Origin of the sequence: Actinocrispum wychmicini (genome assembly GCF_004345645.1) — a bacterium.
In the GTDB taxonomy this organism is placed as follows: domain Bacteria; phylum Actinomycetota; class Actinomycetes; order Mycobacteriales; family Pseudonocardiaceae; genus Kibdelosporangium; species Kibdelosporangium wychmicini.
In genome coordinates this window covers 211,725-226,114 of sequence record NZ_SLWS01000012.1, presented here as the reverse complement: position 1 = coordinate 226,114, position 14,390 = coordinate 211,725, and the positions used below count along the sequence as shown (strand labels likewise).

Here is a 14,390-nt window from a genome sequence, read left to right as displayed (position 1 = left end):
TCCCCTGGTCGTGTCGTGGTGGTGTGCGCCACTCTGAGTGGTGAGACGCCGGTTCGCCCGAGGGAGGGGCCGTGTCGGGCACGCACTGGGAGCGACAGGTCGCCGAGACCGCGCAGCGCTATCAGGACATGCGGAACCGGGTCGCCCAGCTGTCGGTCACCGAGGTGTCGCGCGACGGCATGGTCCAGGTCACGGTGTCCGCCAGCGGTCACCTGACCGACCTGACCCTCAAGGAACGCTGGCGACCGACACCGGCGACGCGGATCGCAGTAGAGATCATGCAATGCGTACGCCGCGCGCAGGCCAGGATTCCGGATCTGTTGCAGCAGGCCATGATCGAGACCGTCGGTCCGCGTGACCCGGCCGCGCACCTGATCGTGGCGGAGGCACGCGAGCGATTTCCACAGCCACCCGAGCTGGAACCGACTCCACCAGCGCCACGGACCGGCATCGCCGGCGGCGAGGACGACTGGGATGGGCGCCCGGTCATGGAGGACATCCAATGAGCGAGTCCTACGAGGTCGTCACGGACGCGTTGACCAAGCACGCGAGCAAGCTGAGTGGGCTCGCGGGCGAGTTACGGGCGGCGTTGGACACCGCGAGCCAGGTGACGATCACCGGCGACGCGTACGGCGAGACGGGCCAGGAGATCGCGTCAACCCTGGACGGACTGGGCGGTGCCGGTCAGGAGACGTTGCGGGCCGCGGTCGACGCGCTGGAGTCGGCCACCGCGGGACTCCGCGAATCCGTTGGCACGTATGACAGTCGGGAAGCCACGGAGGCGGCCAGACTGGGCGGGCTCGCGTGAGTGCCCCGGCGACGGACGTCGGTGGCCAGGCGCAGGCGGTGCGGGCGGCGATCGTCGGTGGCGGCTGGATTCCGGGTGGATTGTCGGCCGGCGGGAGTATGTTCGCGTTGGACGCCTCGACGCGGCCGATCGACCAGCTGCCCGGCGCCGGGCTGGCGGCGCTGGTGCCGTACGTCCAGCCGTTGCAGGACGCGCTGGACCGGTTGACCGGCAGGGCCGCTGTGGTTCAGTCCTATTCGGACTCGTGGCAGCAGGTGTCGGCGGCGGTCGGCCAGGTGCGCGACGAGCTCGCCCGATCGGCACCCGCCGACACCGCGTCGTGGGTGGGCGACGCGGCGGACTCGTACCGGAGTCACGCCGCTGACCTCGCCGCGTCCCTGGGCGGAGCCGCGACGTTGTTCGCGACCATGGGGACGGCCGCCACGCTGGTCGGCAGTGTGGTCGCCGACGCCAAGACCAAGGTGACCGACCTGCTCACCGGGCTCGTGCGGGAGCTGATCTCGTATACGACACAGGCGAAAGCGGCCGAAGGCGGGCTCACGCCGAACGTGCTGGCCCAGGCGACGAGGATGATCAACGCCTACGCGACGCCCATCGGCGACCTGGAACGCCAGCTGCGACAGGCGATGACGAACCTCAAGCCGCATCTGGGGTCCGACGACGGCGGCGGGGCGACGCTGGTCCGGGTCGCCTCCTTGGACAGGTCGATCGGCCCGACCGAGGCCAATGCCGGCGCTGGGGCGGCGGTGCTCTGGTGGCTCTTGAGGCTGCTGCTCCGGGAGCTCCTCAAGCGTGTTCCGCTGCCCGAGCCACAGCCCATCCCGCCTGTTCCTTTCCCCGCTCCGCCGCGACCTCTGCCCCCACTGCCGCGCCCGCCGCAGAAGCCGCCCGAGCCGGGCACGCCGCCACGGACCGAGCCCGGGACACCGCCCGTGCCGCCGATCGGCACCCCGCCGATCCCGCAGCCAGGGACGCCACCGGACGGCCCGCCACCGGAGAAGCCACCGGACACCGGCACCCCGCCACAAGCCGTGCCTCCGCTGGGCACGCCGCCGCAGCAACAGCCCGGTTCACCTCCGGCGCAGCAGCCGGGCACGGTGCCGCAGGAAACGCCGCCGGGGACCGCGCCCTCGGGCACACCCCCGACCGGGACACCGCCGGAGAAGCCGCCTCAGAACGTCCCGCCGGGCGCGGTTCCTCCCCCGCCGTCGCCGCAGACCCCGCCGGCCACGCCACCGACGCTGGGCGACCCCCCGAAGGACACGCCCAAGTCGTTCGACGACCTCCCACCGGACAAGCAGGAGGAACTCGTCCACGACCTGACCGAGGACTCCAGCAAGGGCCAGCCGTTGAGCCAGGTGAACGCCGAGGCAATGCTCCGCGACGGACCGGCGGGGACCACGCCGACCGTCGCCCGCAAGGGCGGTGAGGGAGCGGACGTCCAGTTCAAGGACGCGGACGGGAACGTGGTCCTCCGCCGGGAGGGCAAGTCCGTCATCGGCGGCCCGAACAGCTTCAACTCGAGGCTGTCCGACGGCGCGGCCCAGGTGCGCTACGACGGCGAGGTGTGGGTGCAGCTGCCCGACGGAACCACCCGCCAGGACGCGGCGGACCTGACCCGCTACTTTCAGGACCGGCGGACCGACCAGCGGCTCGGCGACTACGCCGGGGTCGACGTGGTGATCCGGGACGAGAGCGGACAGCAGCTGGGACGCCACAACCTGGGCACCCGCCTCCCGACGAGGTGAGAGGATCGGCCGTGAGCGACGACGCGTATCTGGTGTGCCCGCCCTGTCAGGTCCTGCTGCCGCTGGGCAAGCCGCTCGTGGGCGACGACGGGTCCGTGGTCCGGTTCCACCGGGGCGCCGAGGACGCCCCGCCGAACTCCGGACAGCCGGACCTGACCAGGGCGCTGTGGAAGTTCCTGGCGGAGCACGCCGGCCATCCGATGCGGGTCAAGTTCAGCTACGAACCGGACTTCGACGTGATCGCCGGGTTCCGCCGGGTCGGCGGCGACACCGTCGACGACGTCCCCTTCGACGAGTACCTCCGGGACTGGCCCGGCTGATCGGCTGGTCAGCCGGTGGGTGGCGGGGTGTGCAACGCCTTGCTGAGCGGCTCGGCCACCAGGCCGATCTGCCAGTTCCTGGCGTGGCCCGCGCGCAGTGCCGCGGTCGTCCCGTCCACCGAGATGTCGGCGGGCGGCTGCCAGCAGATCCGGCGGACCAGATCCGGCTGGATCATGTTCTCCACCGGCATCCGCAGCGACTCGGCGAGCGCGCCCAGGCTGGCCCGGGCGGCCGACAGGCGAGCCGCCGCGGCCGGGTCCTTGTCCGCCCAGCGGTTCGGCGGGGGAGGCCCGTCCTGCTGCGGAGACGGGTCGGGGAGCTCGTTGCGTGGCAACTCGGCGGCGGTGCGCAACGCGCGCGCCCACGTGCCGGCTAGCCGCCGCTGCGCACGTCCTCGGAAAACCGGCAGCTTGACCAGGCCGACCTCGTCGATCGGCGCGGCCACGGCGGCGTCCACGATCGCACTGTCCGGCAGGACCCGGCCGGGGGCGACGTCCCGTTCGCGGGCGATCGAGTCCCGTACCTCCCAGAGGGCACGGACGAACGCCAGCGCACGAGCGCCACGGGCCCGATGGATGCCCGAGGTACGCCGCCAGGGTTCCTTGCGGGGTTCCGGTGTCGGGGCGTCCCGCAACGCGTCGAACTCCTCCAGCGCCCACTCGAGCTTGCCCTGGGACGCCAGCTCGGCTTCCAGGGCGTCCCGCAGCGGCACGAGCAGTTCCACGTCCAGGGCCGCGTAGTTCAACCATTCCCGGGGCAGCGGCCGGCGGGACCAGTCGGCGGCGCCGTGGCCCTTCTCCAGCCGGTAGCCCAGCACGCGTTCGACCAGGGTGCCCAGCGCGACGCGTTCGTACCCGGCCAGCCGCCCGGCCAGCTCGGTGTCGAACAGCTTGCTCGGCCGCATCCCCAGTTCGGCCAGGCATGGCAGGTCCTGGGAGGCGGCGTGCAGCACCCACTCGGTGCCCGCCAACGCTTCGATGAGGACGTCCACCTCATCGTTCAGCGCGACCGGATCCACCAGAACCGTGCCGGCGCCCTCACGGCGCAACTGCACCAGGTACGCCCGCTGTGAGTACCGGTAACCGGACGCGCGCTCGGTGTCGACCGCGACCGGTCCGGAGCCCGCCGCCAGAGCTGCGGCCGCGCGCCGCAGCTCTGCCGGCATGGTCACCACGGGTGGCGTACCACCCGCCGGTTCGACCAGTGGAACCGCTTCGGGCTCCGGCTGATCTGTTGTGGGAGATCCGGGTGTGCTCACGGCGGGAGACCCTACGTCACGGCCACCCGCCGATCGCACGTTTTCGGGCGATGAGCGAGTCAGCGGATCACGCCGGCACGCATTGCCAGCGCGACCATCTGAGCCCGGTCCCCGGTGCCGAGCTTCCTGCCGATGCGCGACAGGTGGCTCTTCACCGTGAGTGCGGACAGGTTGAGCGCTTCGCCGATCTCCTTGTTGGACTGGCCATCGGCGACCAGCTGCAGCACCTCAACCTCGCGGGCGGACAGCTCACGCGGTGTGTTGTCGGTCCCCGGGACCCGGGTGCCCGTCGCGAGCACCGGAGCGACGCTCGGGTCGGCGTACACGCCGCCCTCGAGGACGCGCCGGACTCCGTCGGTCACCACCACCGGCGATGCGGACTTCAGCAGGTAGGCCTGGGCCCCTGCCTGGAAGGCCGAACGCACGGCGTACGGGTCGTCGGACGACGCCAGCACCACGATCCTGGGCCACCCGTGGCTACGGAGTTCCGTAACCAGTTCGATACCCGAGCCGTCGGGCAGACCGAGATCGAGGATCGCCAGGTCGCATGGCCCAGTGGCCAACGCCCGTGCCCTCGCCTCGGCCACCGAAGCGGCCTCGTGCACCGTGCCCGCGCCCATCTGGGTCAACCGGGCAGCTATCGCCTCCCTCAACAACGGATGGTCATCGACCACCAACACCGAGAACAACTCTTCCCGCGGGTGCGGGACCATGTTCGCCGGCAACGCGCCGGCTGGCGTGGTTCGAACGGCCTGACCTAAGCCGACGGCAGCCACGTCACTACCTCCCTGGAGTCGGTCGTGCCCCCCGACCGGCACCGGGACTTTCCGCCAATCAGCCGCGCCGCTGATGGACCGAAAGTGGTGTCGACGAAGGCAGCCTAGCCGCCCAAGCGGGTCAACGGGACGATCAATCGGGTATGTATCCGATCGGGTTGTGACTTTCTGGGCCTCGTGTCACACGATCGGATGACTCCACAAAAGGTGACGTAACGACGCCTCGTGCCGAGACGATTGAATGGGGTCATGGGTATGAACACCGCAGGCTACGACCGGGCTACCGCTCTCCTCGGGGCCGTCCAATTGGCCGACGGCCACAACGATCTCCCGTGGGCGCTGCGCCTCCTGGCGGGGCCTGATCCGGCCGCCGCCGTTGGGTCGGCCGATCTGACAACCACGCAACCCGGGTTGCACACAGACATCCCCAGGCTTCGTCGGGGTGGCGTAGGTCTGCAGTTCTGGTCGGTGTACGTACCGTGCCAGTTCGAAGGGCACGCGGCGGTCACCGCGGTCCTCGAACAGATCGAGGTGGTGTACCAACTAGCGGAACGTTACCCCCAGGATCTCGCTTTGGCGACCACCGCCGACGAGGCCGAGGCGGCCTTCCGAGCAGGCAAGATCGCTTCCATGCTGGGCGCCGAAGGCGGGCACTGCATCGCCGAGTCGCTCGGCGTGTTGCGGGCCCTGCGGCGGCTCGGCGTCCGGTACATGACGCTCACGCACAACCTGAACACCCCGTGGGCGGACTCCGCGACGGATGAGCCGGCGCACGACGGCCTGACCGACTTCGGGCGGGACGTCGTCCGGGAGATGAACCGGATCGGGATGCTCGTGGACCTGTCCCACGTGGCGCCGTCGACCATGCGGGACGCGCTGGCGACCACGTCCGCCCCGGTGGTCTTCACCCACTCGTCGTGCCGCGCGGTGAACGACCACCCACGCAACGTGCCCGACGACGTCCTCGCCCGGCTCGCCGGCAACGGCGGCGTGTGCATGATCACATTCGTCCCACGGTTCGTTTCACCGGCGTTGGCCGAGTGGGATCTGGGCGTCCAAGCCGCGATGGACGAGGCCGGCCTGGACCACCGGGACCTGGCGGTGCGGAGCAAGTTCGTCGAGTCGTGGGACGGCCCCGCGGAGCCCACGACCACCGTGGACGAGGTGGTGGCGCACGTGGAGCACGCTCGCGAGGTCGCCGGGATCGACCACATCGGGATCGGCGGCGACTACGACGGGGTGCCGTCGCTGCCGGCCGGCCTCGAGGACGTGTCGAAGTACCCGAACCTGTTCGGGCTGTTGCTGGACCGCGGGTGGAGCGAGGAGGACTGCGCGAAACTCGCCGGCAGGAACGTGCTGCGGGTGTTGCGGGCCGCTGAGGACGTTTCCGCTACGCCTTGAAGAGTGTGACGCCGACCGGCGGCAGTCCGACGACGCTGGCCAGCAGATCGCAGAACGCCTCCCCGTGCGGCCCGATGTCGGTCGTGCGGGGAGTCCACGAGGCCCGCAGCTCCAGGTCGTCCGTGCGAGCCGGGCCGGCGATGTCCCCGAACCGGGCCGAAGAGGTCTCGGTGACGGTCCCGCCCAACGCCGCGAACTGGGCCCCGGACGCCTCCAACGCGTCCGTCAACCACGACCAGCCCACCGCGGGCAACAGCGGATCGGCCGCCAGCTCGGCATCCAGCTCGGCCCGGACATAAGCGACAACGCGCAGGTCACCGTCCCAGGCGACCTGCCCCTCCGGGTCGTGCAGCAACACCAGCCGCCCGGTCGCCAACACCTCGGCGGGCCCGTTGACCTCCGCGGTGATCGCGAACGCCCACGGCGCCAGCCGCTGCGGCGGCCGAACCTCCTCCAGGAGCACCTCGGGACGGGGCCGTAGCGACCGCAGCGCCACGATGGCCTGACGAAAGACCTCGGGAGCTTCGGGCGTTCTGGTCACGACTGGTAACTGTAGGACCACCCGAGACGGTGAGCCGGGACGGCGCGCCGAGCGACTTCGGATCCGACACCCCCACGACGCACACAGTCAGTGGGCGGAATGATCATCAAGCACCCCGAACGGGCCGGGTCGACGTCCGCTCCGAACAGGGTGCGCGGATAAAGCGGAGCGACGCTCCGGGCGGGGATGGGACGGCGGCGGTTCGTCGGCCGAACGGATGGTGGGCAGCGGGCAGCGGGTGGTGATCGCAGCCGATGGCGCGGCCCGGTGGCGGGGTGGCTGGTGCCGGTGGGGTGTCGGCTGGGCGGCTGCTGGGTGGTGACTGTGGGCTGGGGGTGTTGGGCGGGTGGCCGTCGGTTGGGGCGGTGATGTGACTGGGATGAGTGTTGGGTGGGCTGGAGTGTCTGGGCGGGTGGCTGCCGGGTGGGTTCGGATGGGGAGGTGTCGGGGTGGGTGCTGGGGGTGGGTGGGTGGTGCCGGTGGCCGGGATTTGATCGTGGGGTCGGCGGAAGGCGGTTCCGGCCTGGGGATCGCGGCTTAACATTCAGCAATGGCGCGGTATGTGCAGGAGTCGTCGGCGAAGTTGGGTGGGCGGTTCGGGCCGGGTTCGCGGGTGACGCTGTATGTGATGGCCGTGGTTGTCTGGCTGACTGGGCCGATCGTGTTGGCGTTCGCCGTGGTCGTCGAGGGGAACCGGTGGGTTCCGCTGGTGGTGGGTTGTGTGGTGGCGGTGGGGACGATTCCGTTGGGGTGGGTCATCTGGGGGTCGACTTCGCGGCGGGTCGCGGAGACGCGGCGGCTGGAGCGGGAGGGGGTGTTGGCGACCGCGGAGATCGTGGCGGTCCGCGACACCGACATGAGTGGGATGGTGGGGGTCGAGTTGCGGCTGCGGATCAGTGGGGAGGGGTTCGCGCCGTTCGAGGCGACCGTCGAGTGCACCGACGAGCCCGACCTACGGGTGGGCACCCAGTTGACCGCCAGGGTCGACCCGGCCGACCGGCTGTTCATGATCGTGCGCTGAGGGATTCGACTCAGGCCGAACCGTGGACCGGGCGGTCGGGCGTTGTGGAATCATCGGGGGCATCATGACCATGACTTCGCCGGTCCGTCGGGACCTTGTCGACGCTCCTTTGTTGGTGGCTGCCCGTGGCCAGGCTCCGGCGCGCACTCCGGTGTGGTTCATGCGCCAGGCCGGCCGTTCGTTGCCGGAGTACCGGGCGTTGCGGGAGGGCACGCCCATGCTCCAGGCGTGTTTCACCCCGGAGATGGTGGCCGAGGTCACCCTGCAACCGGTTCGCCGGCACGGGGTGGACGCGGCCATCCTGTTCAGCGACATCGTCGTCCCGTTGGCCGCGGCCGGGATCGACCTGGACATCGTCCCGGGCACCGGGCCCGTGGTGGCCCAGCCCGTGCGGGACCTGGCCGGGGTCGGCGCGTTGCCGGAGCTGGATCCCGCGCGGCTGCGGCCGGTCGCCGACGCCATCGGGATCCTTCTCGGGGAGTTGGGGCCGACACCGCTGATCGGGTTCGCCGGGGCGCCGTTCACGCTCGCGTCGTACCTGATCGAGGGCGGGCCGAGCCGCAACCACGAACGCACCAAGGCCATGATGATGTCCGCGCCCGACGTGTGGCACGCGCTGCTCGGCCGGATCGCGGACTACACCCTCGCCTTCCTGAACGTCCAGATCGCCGCCGGTGTCGACGCCGTCCAGCTGTTCGACTCGTGGGCCGGCGCACTGTCCGAAAAGGACTATCGGGAGTTCGTGTTCCCGCACTCGCGGAAGGTTCTCGACGGGCTCGCCCAGGCCGGCGTCCCCCGGATCCACTTCGGTGTCGGCACGGCCGAGTTGCTGCCGGCCATGCGGGAGGCCGGGGCGGACGTGGTCGGTGTCGACTGGCGGCTGCCGTTGGACGTGGCTGTGCGGCGGCTTGAGCGGGCCGCGCCGGACGCGCCGAAACCCGTCGTGCAGGGCAATCTTGACCCCGCCGTGCTGTTCGCCGGGTGGGGCGTCGTCGAGCGGGAGGTGCGGCGGATCGTGCGGGAAGGCAAAGCCGCCGCGGGTCACGTGTTCAACCTCGGTCACGGCGTGCTGCCGGAGACCGACCCGACCGTGCTGACCAGGGTGGTCGAACTGGTCCACAGCATTCCCTGATGCCCGCCTCGGTCGTCGTCATCGGCGGCGGGATCGCCGGCCTCGCCGCCGCGCACGAGCTGCGGCGGCGGCTCGGCGACCGCGCGGACATCACGGTCGTCGAATCGACGACAAAGCTTGGCGGCAAGCTGCGCACCACGGAAGTCGCCGGGCGCGCGGTCGACGTCGGCGCCGAGGCGTTCGTCACCCGCAACCCGACCGCTCTCACCCTCGTCGACGACCTGGGCTTGAGCGATCTGCTGGTCCACCCTGTGCTGTCCGCGGCCACCGTGCGCGCCGCCGGCCGCACGGTCTCCTTGCCACGTCGGACCTTCCTGGGGCTGCCCGCAGGTCCGGCCGAGGTCGACCAGGTGCTGTCGGCCGACGGCGTCGCGAAGGTCGCCGCGGAACAACACCTGCCGCCACTGGACCTGGCGCGCGACCCCGAGGCGCCGGACGTGTCCGTGGGACAGGTGATCGGCGAACGGTTCGGCCGGGAACTGGTCGACCGGTTGGTCGAACCGCTGCTCGGCGGGGTGTACGCCGGTCGCGCCGACCTTCTGGGCCTCCGGGCGACCATGCCCGCGCTCGCCGGCGTCGCCACATCCCTCACCGACGCGGTGAGCCGCGTCCTCGGCCCGCCGCCCCCGACTGACCAGCCGCGCAAGCCCGTGTTCGGCGCCATCCAGGGCGGGATGGCCGTCCTCACAAGCGCTTTGGCGCGGCAGTCCGGTGCGACGATCCGGCTGGGTCTGCCGGTACGCGGGTTGCGGCGCGTCCAGAACGGCTGGCGGCTGGAGATCGGCAGCGCGGCCGCGCCCGAGTTCATCACCGCCGACGCCGTCGTGGTCGCTGTGCCCGCGCCGGCCGCGCGCCGGCTGCTCGCGGACGAGGTGCCGGCGGCCTCGGCGGCGTACGAGAAGATCGATGTGGCGTCGTCGGCCCTGGTGAGCATGGCCCTGCCGCCGGACGTCGAACTGCCCCAGGCGAGCGGTGTGCTGCTGGCCGTGGGGGAGCGGCACGCGGACGGAACCCCGTTCACCGCCAAGGCGTTCACATTCACCAGCCGCAAGTGGGGACGGGCCGCCGGCGAGCCCGTCCAGTTGCGGGCGTCGGTCGGCCGGTACGGCGAAGCTGAGACGCTGCAACGAGACGACGACGACCTGGTCGCCGCGATCCGGGCAGACCTGCGGGAACTCACCGGAGTCGACGTTGCTCCGGTCGAGCGAATCGTGACCCGTTGGGGTGGCGGCCTGCCGCAGTACGGCACCGAGCACACCGCCGCGGTCGCCGCGATCGAGCGAGCGGTCGGGAAAATGCCTGGTCTCGCCGTTGCCGGCGCCAGTCTGCACGGCGTCGGGATACCTGCGGCCATCGACACCGCATACGCCGCGGCGGCGGCGATCAGCGGTTACCTCGCTTCGCGATCGGACGAAATTGGTGCGCCGAGTGGCCTAGTGGGTGACTAACCGGCTGTGCTACAGTCCGGGCCCGATGTGGTCGTTTCTCCAGTGATTCACAATAGGGTATCGAGGCCGACGGTCTCTTGCGGACGCGCAATTCGGGTCCGGGAGCATTCGACACCGGTGGAGTATCGTGGGAATTCTGGGTGACCGGCGTCGGGGCCGCGGCTCCATCCGGACAAGGCTCACTGCCGTCGTTGTGGTTTCCGCGGTCGCGCTCGTGGCCATGTGGGTCGCGGTGAGCATGCCCCGGTTGTACGACGCGATCTATCTTCGTGGCGTCACTGACGCGATGCAGGACGTGATGCCGCGCGCTGTCAAGGCGCTCACGTCGATCGAACAGGAGCGCGCGCAGAGCCTGCTGCAGGTCGCGTCGGGCACGGCCGGGCCAGGCGACCGGCGGGCGCAGACCGACCAGGCCGTCCGCGGGGTCCGCGAGCTCGTGGAGCCGGTGCTGGCCCAGTCGCCACGGTTCGTGCAGGACAAGTACGCCGAGTTCACCCGGACGCTCGACCAACTCGGTGCGGTCCGCGGCCGGCTGGACGCCAAGTCGATCTCCCGGTCGGAATTGTACGATTTCTACAACCGGCTGGCCGATGCGAGTATCACCGTTTTCGATGCCATGGCGCACGCCGTCCCCGACCAGGAGACCGCGTTCAGCGGGATCGAGGTGAACTCGCTGTTCCGGGCCGCCGAAGAGATGTCCCGGTCCAGCACGATCATCTCGGCGGCGATTACCACCGGTGCGTTGAATTCCGCCGATCACGCCGAATTCGCGCGGCTCTCCGGCGCCTATCGGCAGCAGTTGGAAATGTCCATACAAAACAGTTCGACCGAGGTGAAGGCCCGCTACCAGGACCTTCGCGCGAGTGATCCGTGGAAACGGCTCACCGCGGCCGAGGACAAGCTGATCGCCACCGGCCCGTGGACCGTGGTGACGACCCGCAACCGGGGCGACGGGCAGCTCGCCGCGCCTCCCGTGAGTGACCAGGAATGGCAGGACGTCACCGGGAAGGTGTACGGCGACGTGGAGCAGCTCGGCGTCCACCAGTTCGCCGAGTCCAGCCGGCTGGCCGGGCAGAAAGCCAGCAAGGGACTGACAGTCGCGATCGTGGGCAGCGTGATCGCGTTGCTTGTCGCGATCGCCACGATCATCGCCGCGTTGCGGATCATGCGAACCACCACGCGCCGCCTGACGAGGCTGCGTTACGAGACGCTCGACCTGGCCGTGGAGAAGCTGCCGCCGATCGTGCAACGCCTGCGCGCCGGCGAGGAGGTCGACGTCGCCACCGAGCTGCCCGCGCTGGACTTCGGGCGGGACGAGATCGGGCAGGTCGCCCGCGCGTTCAACGCCGCGCACACCACGGCCGTGGAGGCCGCCGTCCAGGAATCTCAAGCCAGGACCGGTGTCCGCAACGTGTTCCTCGGCATCGCCCACCGCAGCCAGGCCCTGGTGCACCGGCAGCTGAAGATCCTCGACCGGCTGGAACGCGAGGAAGAGGATCCCCAGCAGCTGGACGAGCTGTTCCACCTCGACCACCTCGCCACCCGGGCCCGCCGCAACGCCGAGAACCTGATCATCCTCGGCGGCCAGCAGCCCGGTCGGATCTGGCGCAGACCCGTTCTGCTGGTGGACATCCTGCGTGGCGCGGTCGCGGAGACCACCCAGTACAAGCGCGTCCGGCTGCAAGGCGTGCCGCGCGTGTACATCGTCGGGTCCGCGGTCGCCGACACCATGCACCTGCTGGCCGAACTGCTCGACAACGCGACTTCGTTCTCGCCCCCGCAGGCGCAGGTCCGGCTGTCCGGCGAACCGGCCGCCCGCGGGATCCTGCTGGAGGTCGAGGACAACGGGCTCGGCATGGAGGACACGGACCGCGACCGGCACAACGCCGTGCTCGCCGACCCGCCGGACTTCGACGCCATGGCCCTGAAAGGCGACCCGCGCCTCGGCCTGTTCGTGGTCGCGCGGTTGGCCGCCCGGCACGGCATCCGGGTGGAGCTGCGGTCGTCGTCCTACGGCGGCACCCGTGCGATCGTGCTGATCCCGGCGACGTTGCTGGCGGAGGACGAACAGGAGTCCACGGCGGTGCTGGACCCGGTGACGGTCGGCCCGCCGGGATCCGACTTCGTGGGCGACGTGCTGCCGTTCCGGATCCCGCAGGCCCAGTCGGGCGCGTCGGCCACCGCCATCCAGGTCGAGGAACGGCCCGCATGGCCCCCACAGGACGTACCCGACGAGGTCTCACCGGAAGTGGCCGCACAGCCGACCGAACCCGAGATAGCCAAACCGCGCGCGGCCGAACCGCCCGGCGGTGTCGCCGACGACAAGCGACCCGCCGCCGGGCTCACCGCCGTCGACGACAGGCGGCCCGCCCTTGACGACCAGGGCCGGCCGGCGTTGCCGCGCCGCCGGCGGCAGGCGAGCCTCGCCCCCCAGCTGCGGGAGGCCGCGTTCACGCCGGAGGAGCCTGAGATCGACCCGGCCGACGGCCGGTCGCCCGACGAGATCCGGAACATCATGTCCGCGTTCCATCGCGAGTCGCGGCGGGCCCGCGCGGACGGCACGGGCGAAAACGAGTAGGGGAGATTCGTCATGAAGAAGGCCAACACCAGACCTGACCTGGACTGGCTGCTCGACGACCTGGTCGCCCGGGTGGTCGGGGCCCGGCACGCGGTCGTGCTGTCCGCGGACGGCCTGCTGGTCGGCCGGTCCACCGAACTGTCCAAAGAGGACGCCGAGCACCTGTCCGCGGTGGCGTCGGCGTTCCAGAGCCTGGCCAGGGGCACCGGCCGGCAGTTCGGCGGCGGCCGGGTCCGGCAGACGATCGTGGAGATGGAGCACGCGTTCCTGTTCGTCACCGCGGCCGGCCAGGGCACGTGCCTGGCCGTGCTCGGCGCGGAGGACGCGGACGTGGGCCTGATCGCGTACGAGATGAACATGCTGGTCAAGCAGGTCGGGTCGGTGCTCAGCACGCCGCCGCGGGTGGACGTCGCGACGCCATGACCGCCGGCCGCGAGAACTGGGTGGACGACGAGGCCGGGCCACTGGTCCGCCCGTACGCGATGACGCGCGGGCGCACCAAACCGGCGAACCGTGACCTGGACATGATCACCCTCGTGGTCGCGGCCAAGGACGAGATCGACCCGGTGGCCCTGGACGCGGACTACGTCACGATTCTCGAACTGTGCCACAGGCCGTTGTCGGTCGCGGAGATCTCCGCGCACATGGACGTGCCGATCGTGGTGGTCAAGGTGCTGGTGTCGGACCTGATGGAACGCGGTGAGGTGATCGCGCGCACCCCCGCGCGCAACGTGAAGGCCCCCGACTTGAACCTACTGCAGGCGGTGCTCGATGGTGTCCGACGGCTTTGACGAGATCCCGAACGCCGTCAAGATCCTGATCGCCGGCGGGTTCGGCGCCGGGAAGACCACGATGGTCGGCGCGGTCAGCGAGATCGCGCCGCTGCTCACCGAGGAGCTGCTGACCGAGGCCGGGGTCGGCGTGGACGACCTGGCCGGCATCGAGGAGAAGACCACCACCACGGTCGCGCTCGACTTCGGCCGGATCACGCTGTCGCCGCGGATCATCCTGTACCTGTTCGGCACCCCTGGGCAGGGCCGGTTCTGGTTCATGTGGGACGAGTTGGCGCACGGGGCGCTCGGCGCGGTCGTGCTGGCGGACACCCGCCGGTTGGACACGTGTTTCCCGTCGATCGACTTCTTCGAGCGGCGCGGCATTCCGTTCGTGATCGCGGTGAACTGCTTCGACGACGCCGCGCGCTACACGGCACGCGAAGTCAGGGAGGCGCTGGACGTCGGCGAGGACGTGCCGATCGCGTTATGCGACGCGCGGGTCCGGGACTCGGCCAAAGAGGTTCTGGTCACACTGGTGGAGTACGTGGTAAACACCCAGCCCTCGGTTCGTGCCACCATATGAGG

15 protein-coding genes are annotated in these 14,390 nt (G+C 70.7%); 12 read left to right on the top strand and 3 right to left on the bottom strand.

Annotated features, from left to right (window positions below; genetic code table 11):
- The first annotated feature begins 71 nt into the window (after positions 1-71).
- Genes EV192_RS42480 through EV192_RS42465 form a run of 4 tightly spaced genes read left to right on the top strand, consistent with a single transcriptional unit; the run spans position 72 to position 2,876 of the window.
- Positions 72-506 carry a YbaB/EbfC family nucleoid-associated protein gene (locus EV192_RS42480; protein ID WP_132124407.1) on the top strand — a complete coding sequence of 145 codons (435 nt, stop codon included), beginning with the start codon at positions 72-74 and terminating at the stop codon, positions 504-506.
- Positions 503-808, top strand: coding sequence for a type VII secretion target (locus EV192_RS42475; RefSeq protein WP_132124406.1), 306 nt, complete (start codon positions 503-505; stop codon positions 806-808). Before EV192_RS42480 ends, EV192_RS42475 begins: the two co-directional genes overlap by 4 nt.
- Entirely contained in the window at positions 805-2,556 is a 1,752-nt protein-coding gene (locus EV192_RS42470) for a WXG100 family type VII secretion target (RefSeq protein ID WP_132124405.1), read from the top strand. Before EV192_RS42475 ends, EV192_RS42470 begins: the two co-directional genes overlap by 4 nt.
- A gap of 11 nt (positions 2,557-2,567) precedes the next feature.
- Positions 2,568-2,876: a hypothetical protein gene (locus EV192_RS42465; protein WP_132124404.1), complete on the top strand. Its 309-nt coding sequence runs from the start codon at positions 2,568-2,570 to the stop codon at positions 2,874-2,876.
- Positions 2,877-2,884: 8 nt separating this feature from the next.
- Here the strand turns inward: EV192_RS42465 and EV192_RS42460 are convergent, their stop codons facing one another.
- Both EV192_RS42460 and EV192_RS42455 read right to left on the bottom strand, forming a co-directional pair.
- Complete coding sequence (locus EV192_RS42460; RefSeq protein ID WP_132124571.1) at positions 2,885-4,042, bottom strand: ribonuclease D; 1,158 nt, start codon at positions 4,040-4,042, stop codon at positions 2,885-2,887.
- Positions 4,043-4,194: 152 nt separating this feature from the next.
- Positions 4,195-4,911 carry a response regulator gene (locus tag EV192_RS42455; RefSeq protein WP_037262141.1) on the bottom strand — a complete coding sequence of 239 codons (717 nt, stop codon included), beginning with the start codon at positions 4,909-4,911 and terminating at the stop codon, positions 4,195-4,197.
- Between the two features lie 255 nt (positions 4,912-5,166).
- Between EV192_RS42455 and EV192_RS42450 the strand changes: the two genes are divergently transcribed.
- Positions 5,167-6,312: a dipeptidase gene (locus tag EV192_RS42450; RefSeq protein ID WP_132124403.1), complete on the top strand. Its 1,146-nt coding sequence runs from the start codon at positions 5,167-5,169 to the stop codon at positions 6,310-6,312.
- Here EV192_RS42450 and EV192_RS42445 read toward each other — a convergent pair.
- Positions 6,302-6,853, bottom strand: a complete 552-nt coding sequence (locus tag EV192_RS42445) for a DUF3000 domain-containing protein (RefSeq protein WP_132124402.1) — start codon at positions 6,851-6,853, stop codon at positions 6,302-6,304. The two genes, EV192_RS42450 and EV192_RS42445, sit on opposite strands and share 11 nt — an antisense overlap.
- Before the next feature lie 550 nt (positions 6,854-7,403).
- Between EV192_RS42445 and EV192_RS42440 the strand changes: the two genes are divergently transcribed.
- The 7 genes from EV192_RS42440 to EV192_RS42410 all read left to right on the top strand — a co-directional run bounded on the left by EV192_RS42440 (position 7,404) and on the right by EV192_RS42410 (position 14,388).
- A complete protein-coding gene (locus tag EV192_RS42440; protein WP_132124401.1) occupies positions 7,404-7,874 on the top strand; it encodes a DUF3592 domain-containing protein in 471 nt (156 codons plus the stop codon).
- Between the two features lie 64 nt (positions 7,875-7,938).
- Positions 7,939-9,006, top strand: a complete 1,068-nt coding sequence (hemE, locus tag EV192_RS42435) for a uroporphyrinogen decarboxylase (protein ID WP_132124400.1) — start codon at positions 7,939-7,941, stop codon at positions 9,004-9,006.
- Positions 9,006-10,454: a protoporphyrinogen oxidase gene (hemG, locus tag EV192_RS42430; protein WP_132124399.1), complete on the top strand. Its 1,449-nt coding sequence runs from the start codon at positions 9,006-9,008 to the stop codon at positions 10,452-10,454. The genes hemE and hemG overlap by 1 nt, the downstream gene beginning before the upstream one ends.
- A 127-nt stretch (positions 10,455-10,581) precedes the next feature.
- Entirely contained in the window at positions 10,582-13,032 is a 2,451-nt protein-coding gene (locus EV192_RS42425; protein WP_132124398.1) for a sensor histidine kinase, read from the top strand.
- 12 nt (positions 13,033-13,044) lie between these two features.
- Positions 13,045-13,455 (top strand): roadblock/LC7 domain-containing protein, encoded by a 411-nt coding sequence (locus EV192_RS42420; RefSeq protein ID WP_132124397.1) that lies wholly within the window; start codon positions 13,045-13,047, stop codon positions 13,453-13,455.
- Positions 13,452-13,823, top strand: coding sequence for a DUF742 domain-containing protein (locus EV192_RS42415; protein ID WP_132124396.1), 372 nt, complete (start codon positions 13,452-13,454; stop codon positions 13,821-13,823). Before EV192_RS42420 ends, EV192_RS42415 begins: the two co-directional genes overlap by 4 nt.
- Positions 13,807-14,388, top strand: coding sequence for a GTP-binding protein (locus EV192_RS42410; RefSeq protein ID WP_279495481.1), 582 nt, complete (start codon positions 13,807-13,809; stop codon positions 14,386-14,388). The genes EV192_RS42415 and EV192_RS42410 overlap by 17 nt, the downstream gene beginning before the upstream one ends.
- Positions 14,389-14,390: the final 2 nt, after the last annotated feature.

Coding starts and splice junctions, on each gene's coding strand:
- hemG (WP_132124399.1), top strand. CDS start 9,006: ATGCCCGCCTCGGTCGTCGTCATCGGCGGCGGGATCGCCGGCCTCGCC.
- EV192_RS42415 (WP_132124396.1), top strand. CDS start 13,452: ATGACCGCCGGCCGCGAGAACTGGGTGGACGACGAGGCCGGGCCACTG.
- EV192_RS42460 (WP_132124571.1), bottom strand. CDS start 4,042: ATGCCGGCAGAGCTGCGGCGCGCGGCCGCAGCTCTGGCGGCGGGCTCC.
- EV192_RS42450 (WP_132124403.1), top strand. CDS start 5,167: ATGAACACCGCAGGCTACGACCGGGCTACCGCTCTCCTCGGGGCCGTC.
- EV192_RS42475 (WP_132124406.1), top strand. CDS start 503: ATGAGCGAGTCCTACGAGGTCGTCACGGACGCGTTGACCAAGCACGCG.
- hemE (WP_132124400.1), top strand. CDS start 7,939: ATGACCATGACTTCGCCGGTCCGTCGGGACCTTGTCGACGCTCCTTTG.
- EV192_RS42440 (WP_132124401.1), top strand. CDS start 7,404: ATGGCGCGGTATGTGCAGGAGTCGTCGGCGAAGTTGGGTGGGCGGTTC.
- EV192_RS42420 (WP_132124397.1), top strand. CDS start 13,045: ATGAAGAAGGCCAACACCAGACCTGACCTGGACTGGCTGCTCGACGAC.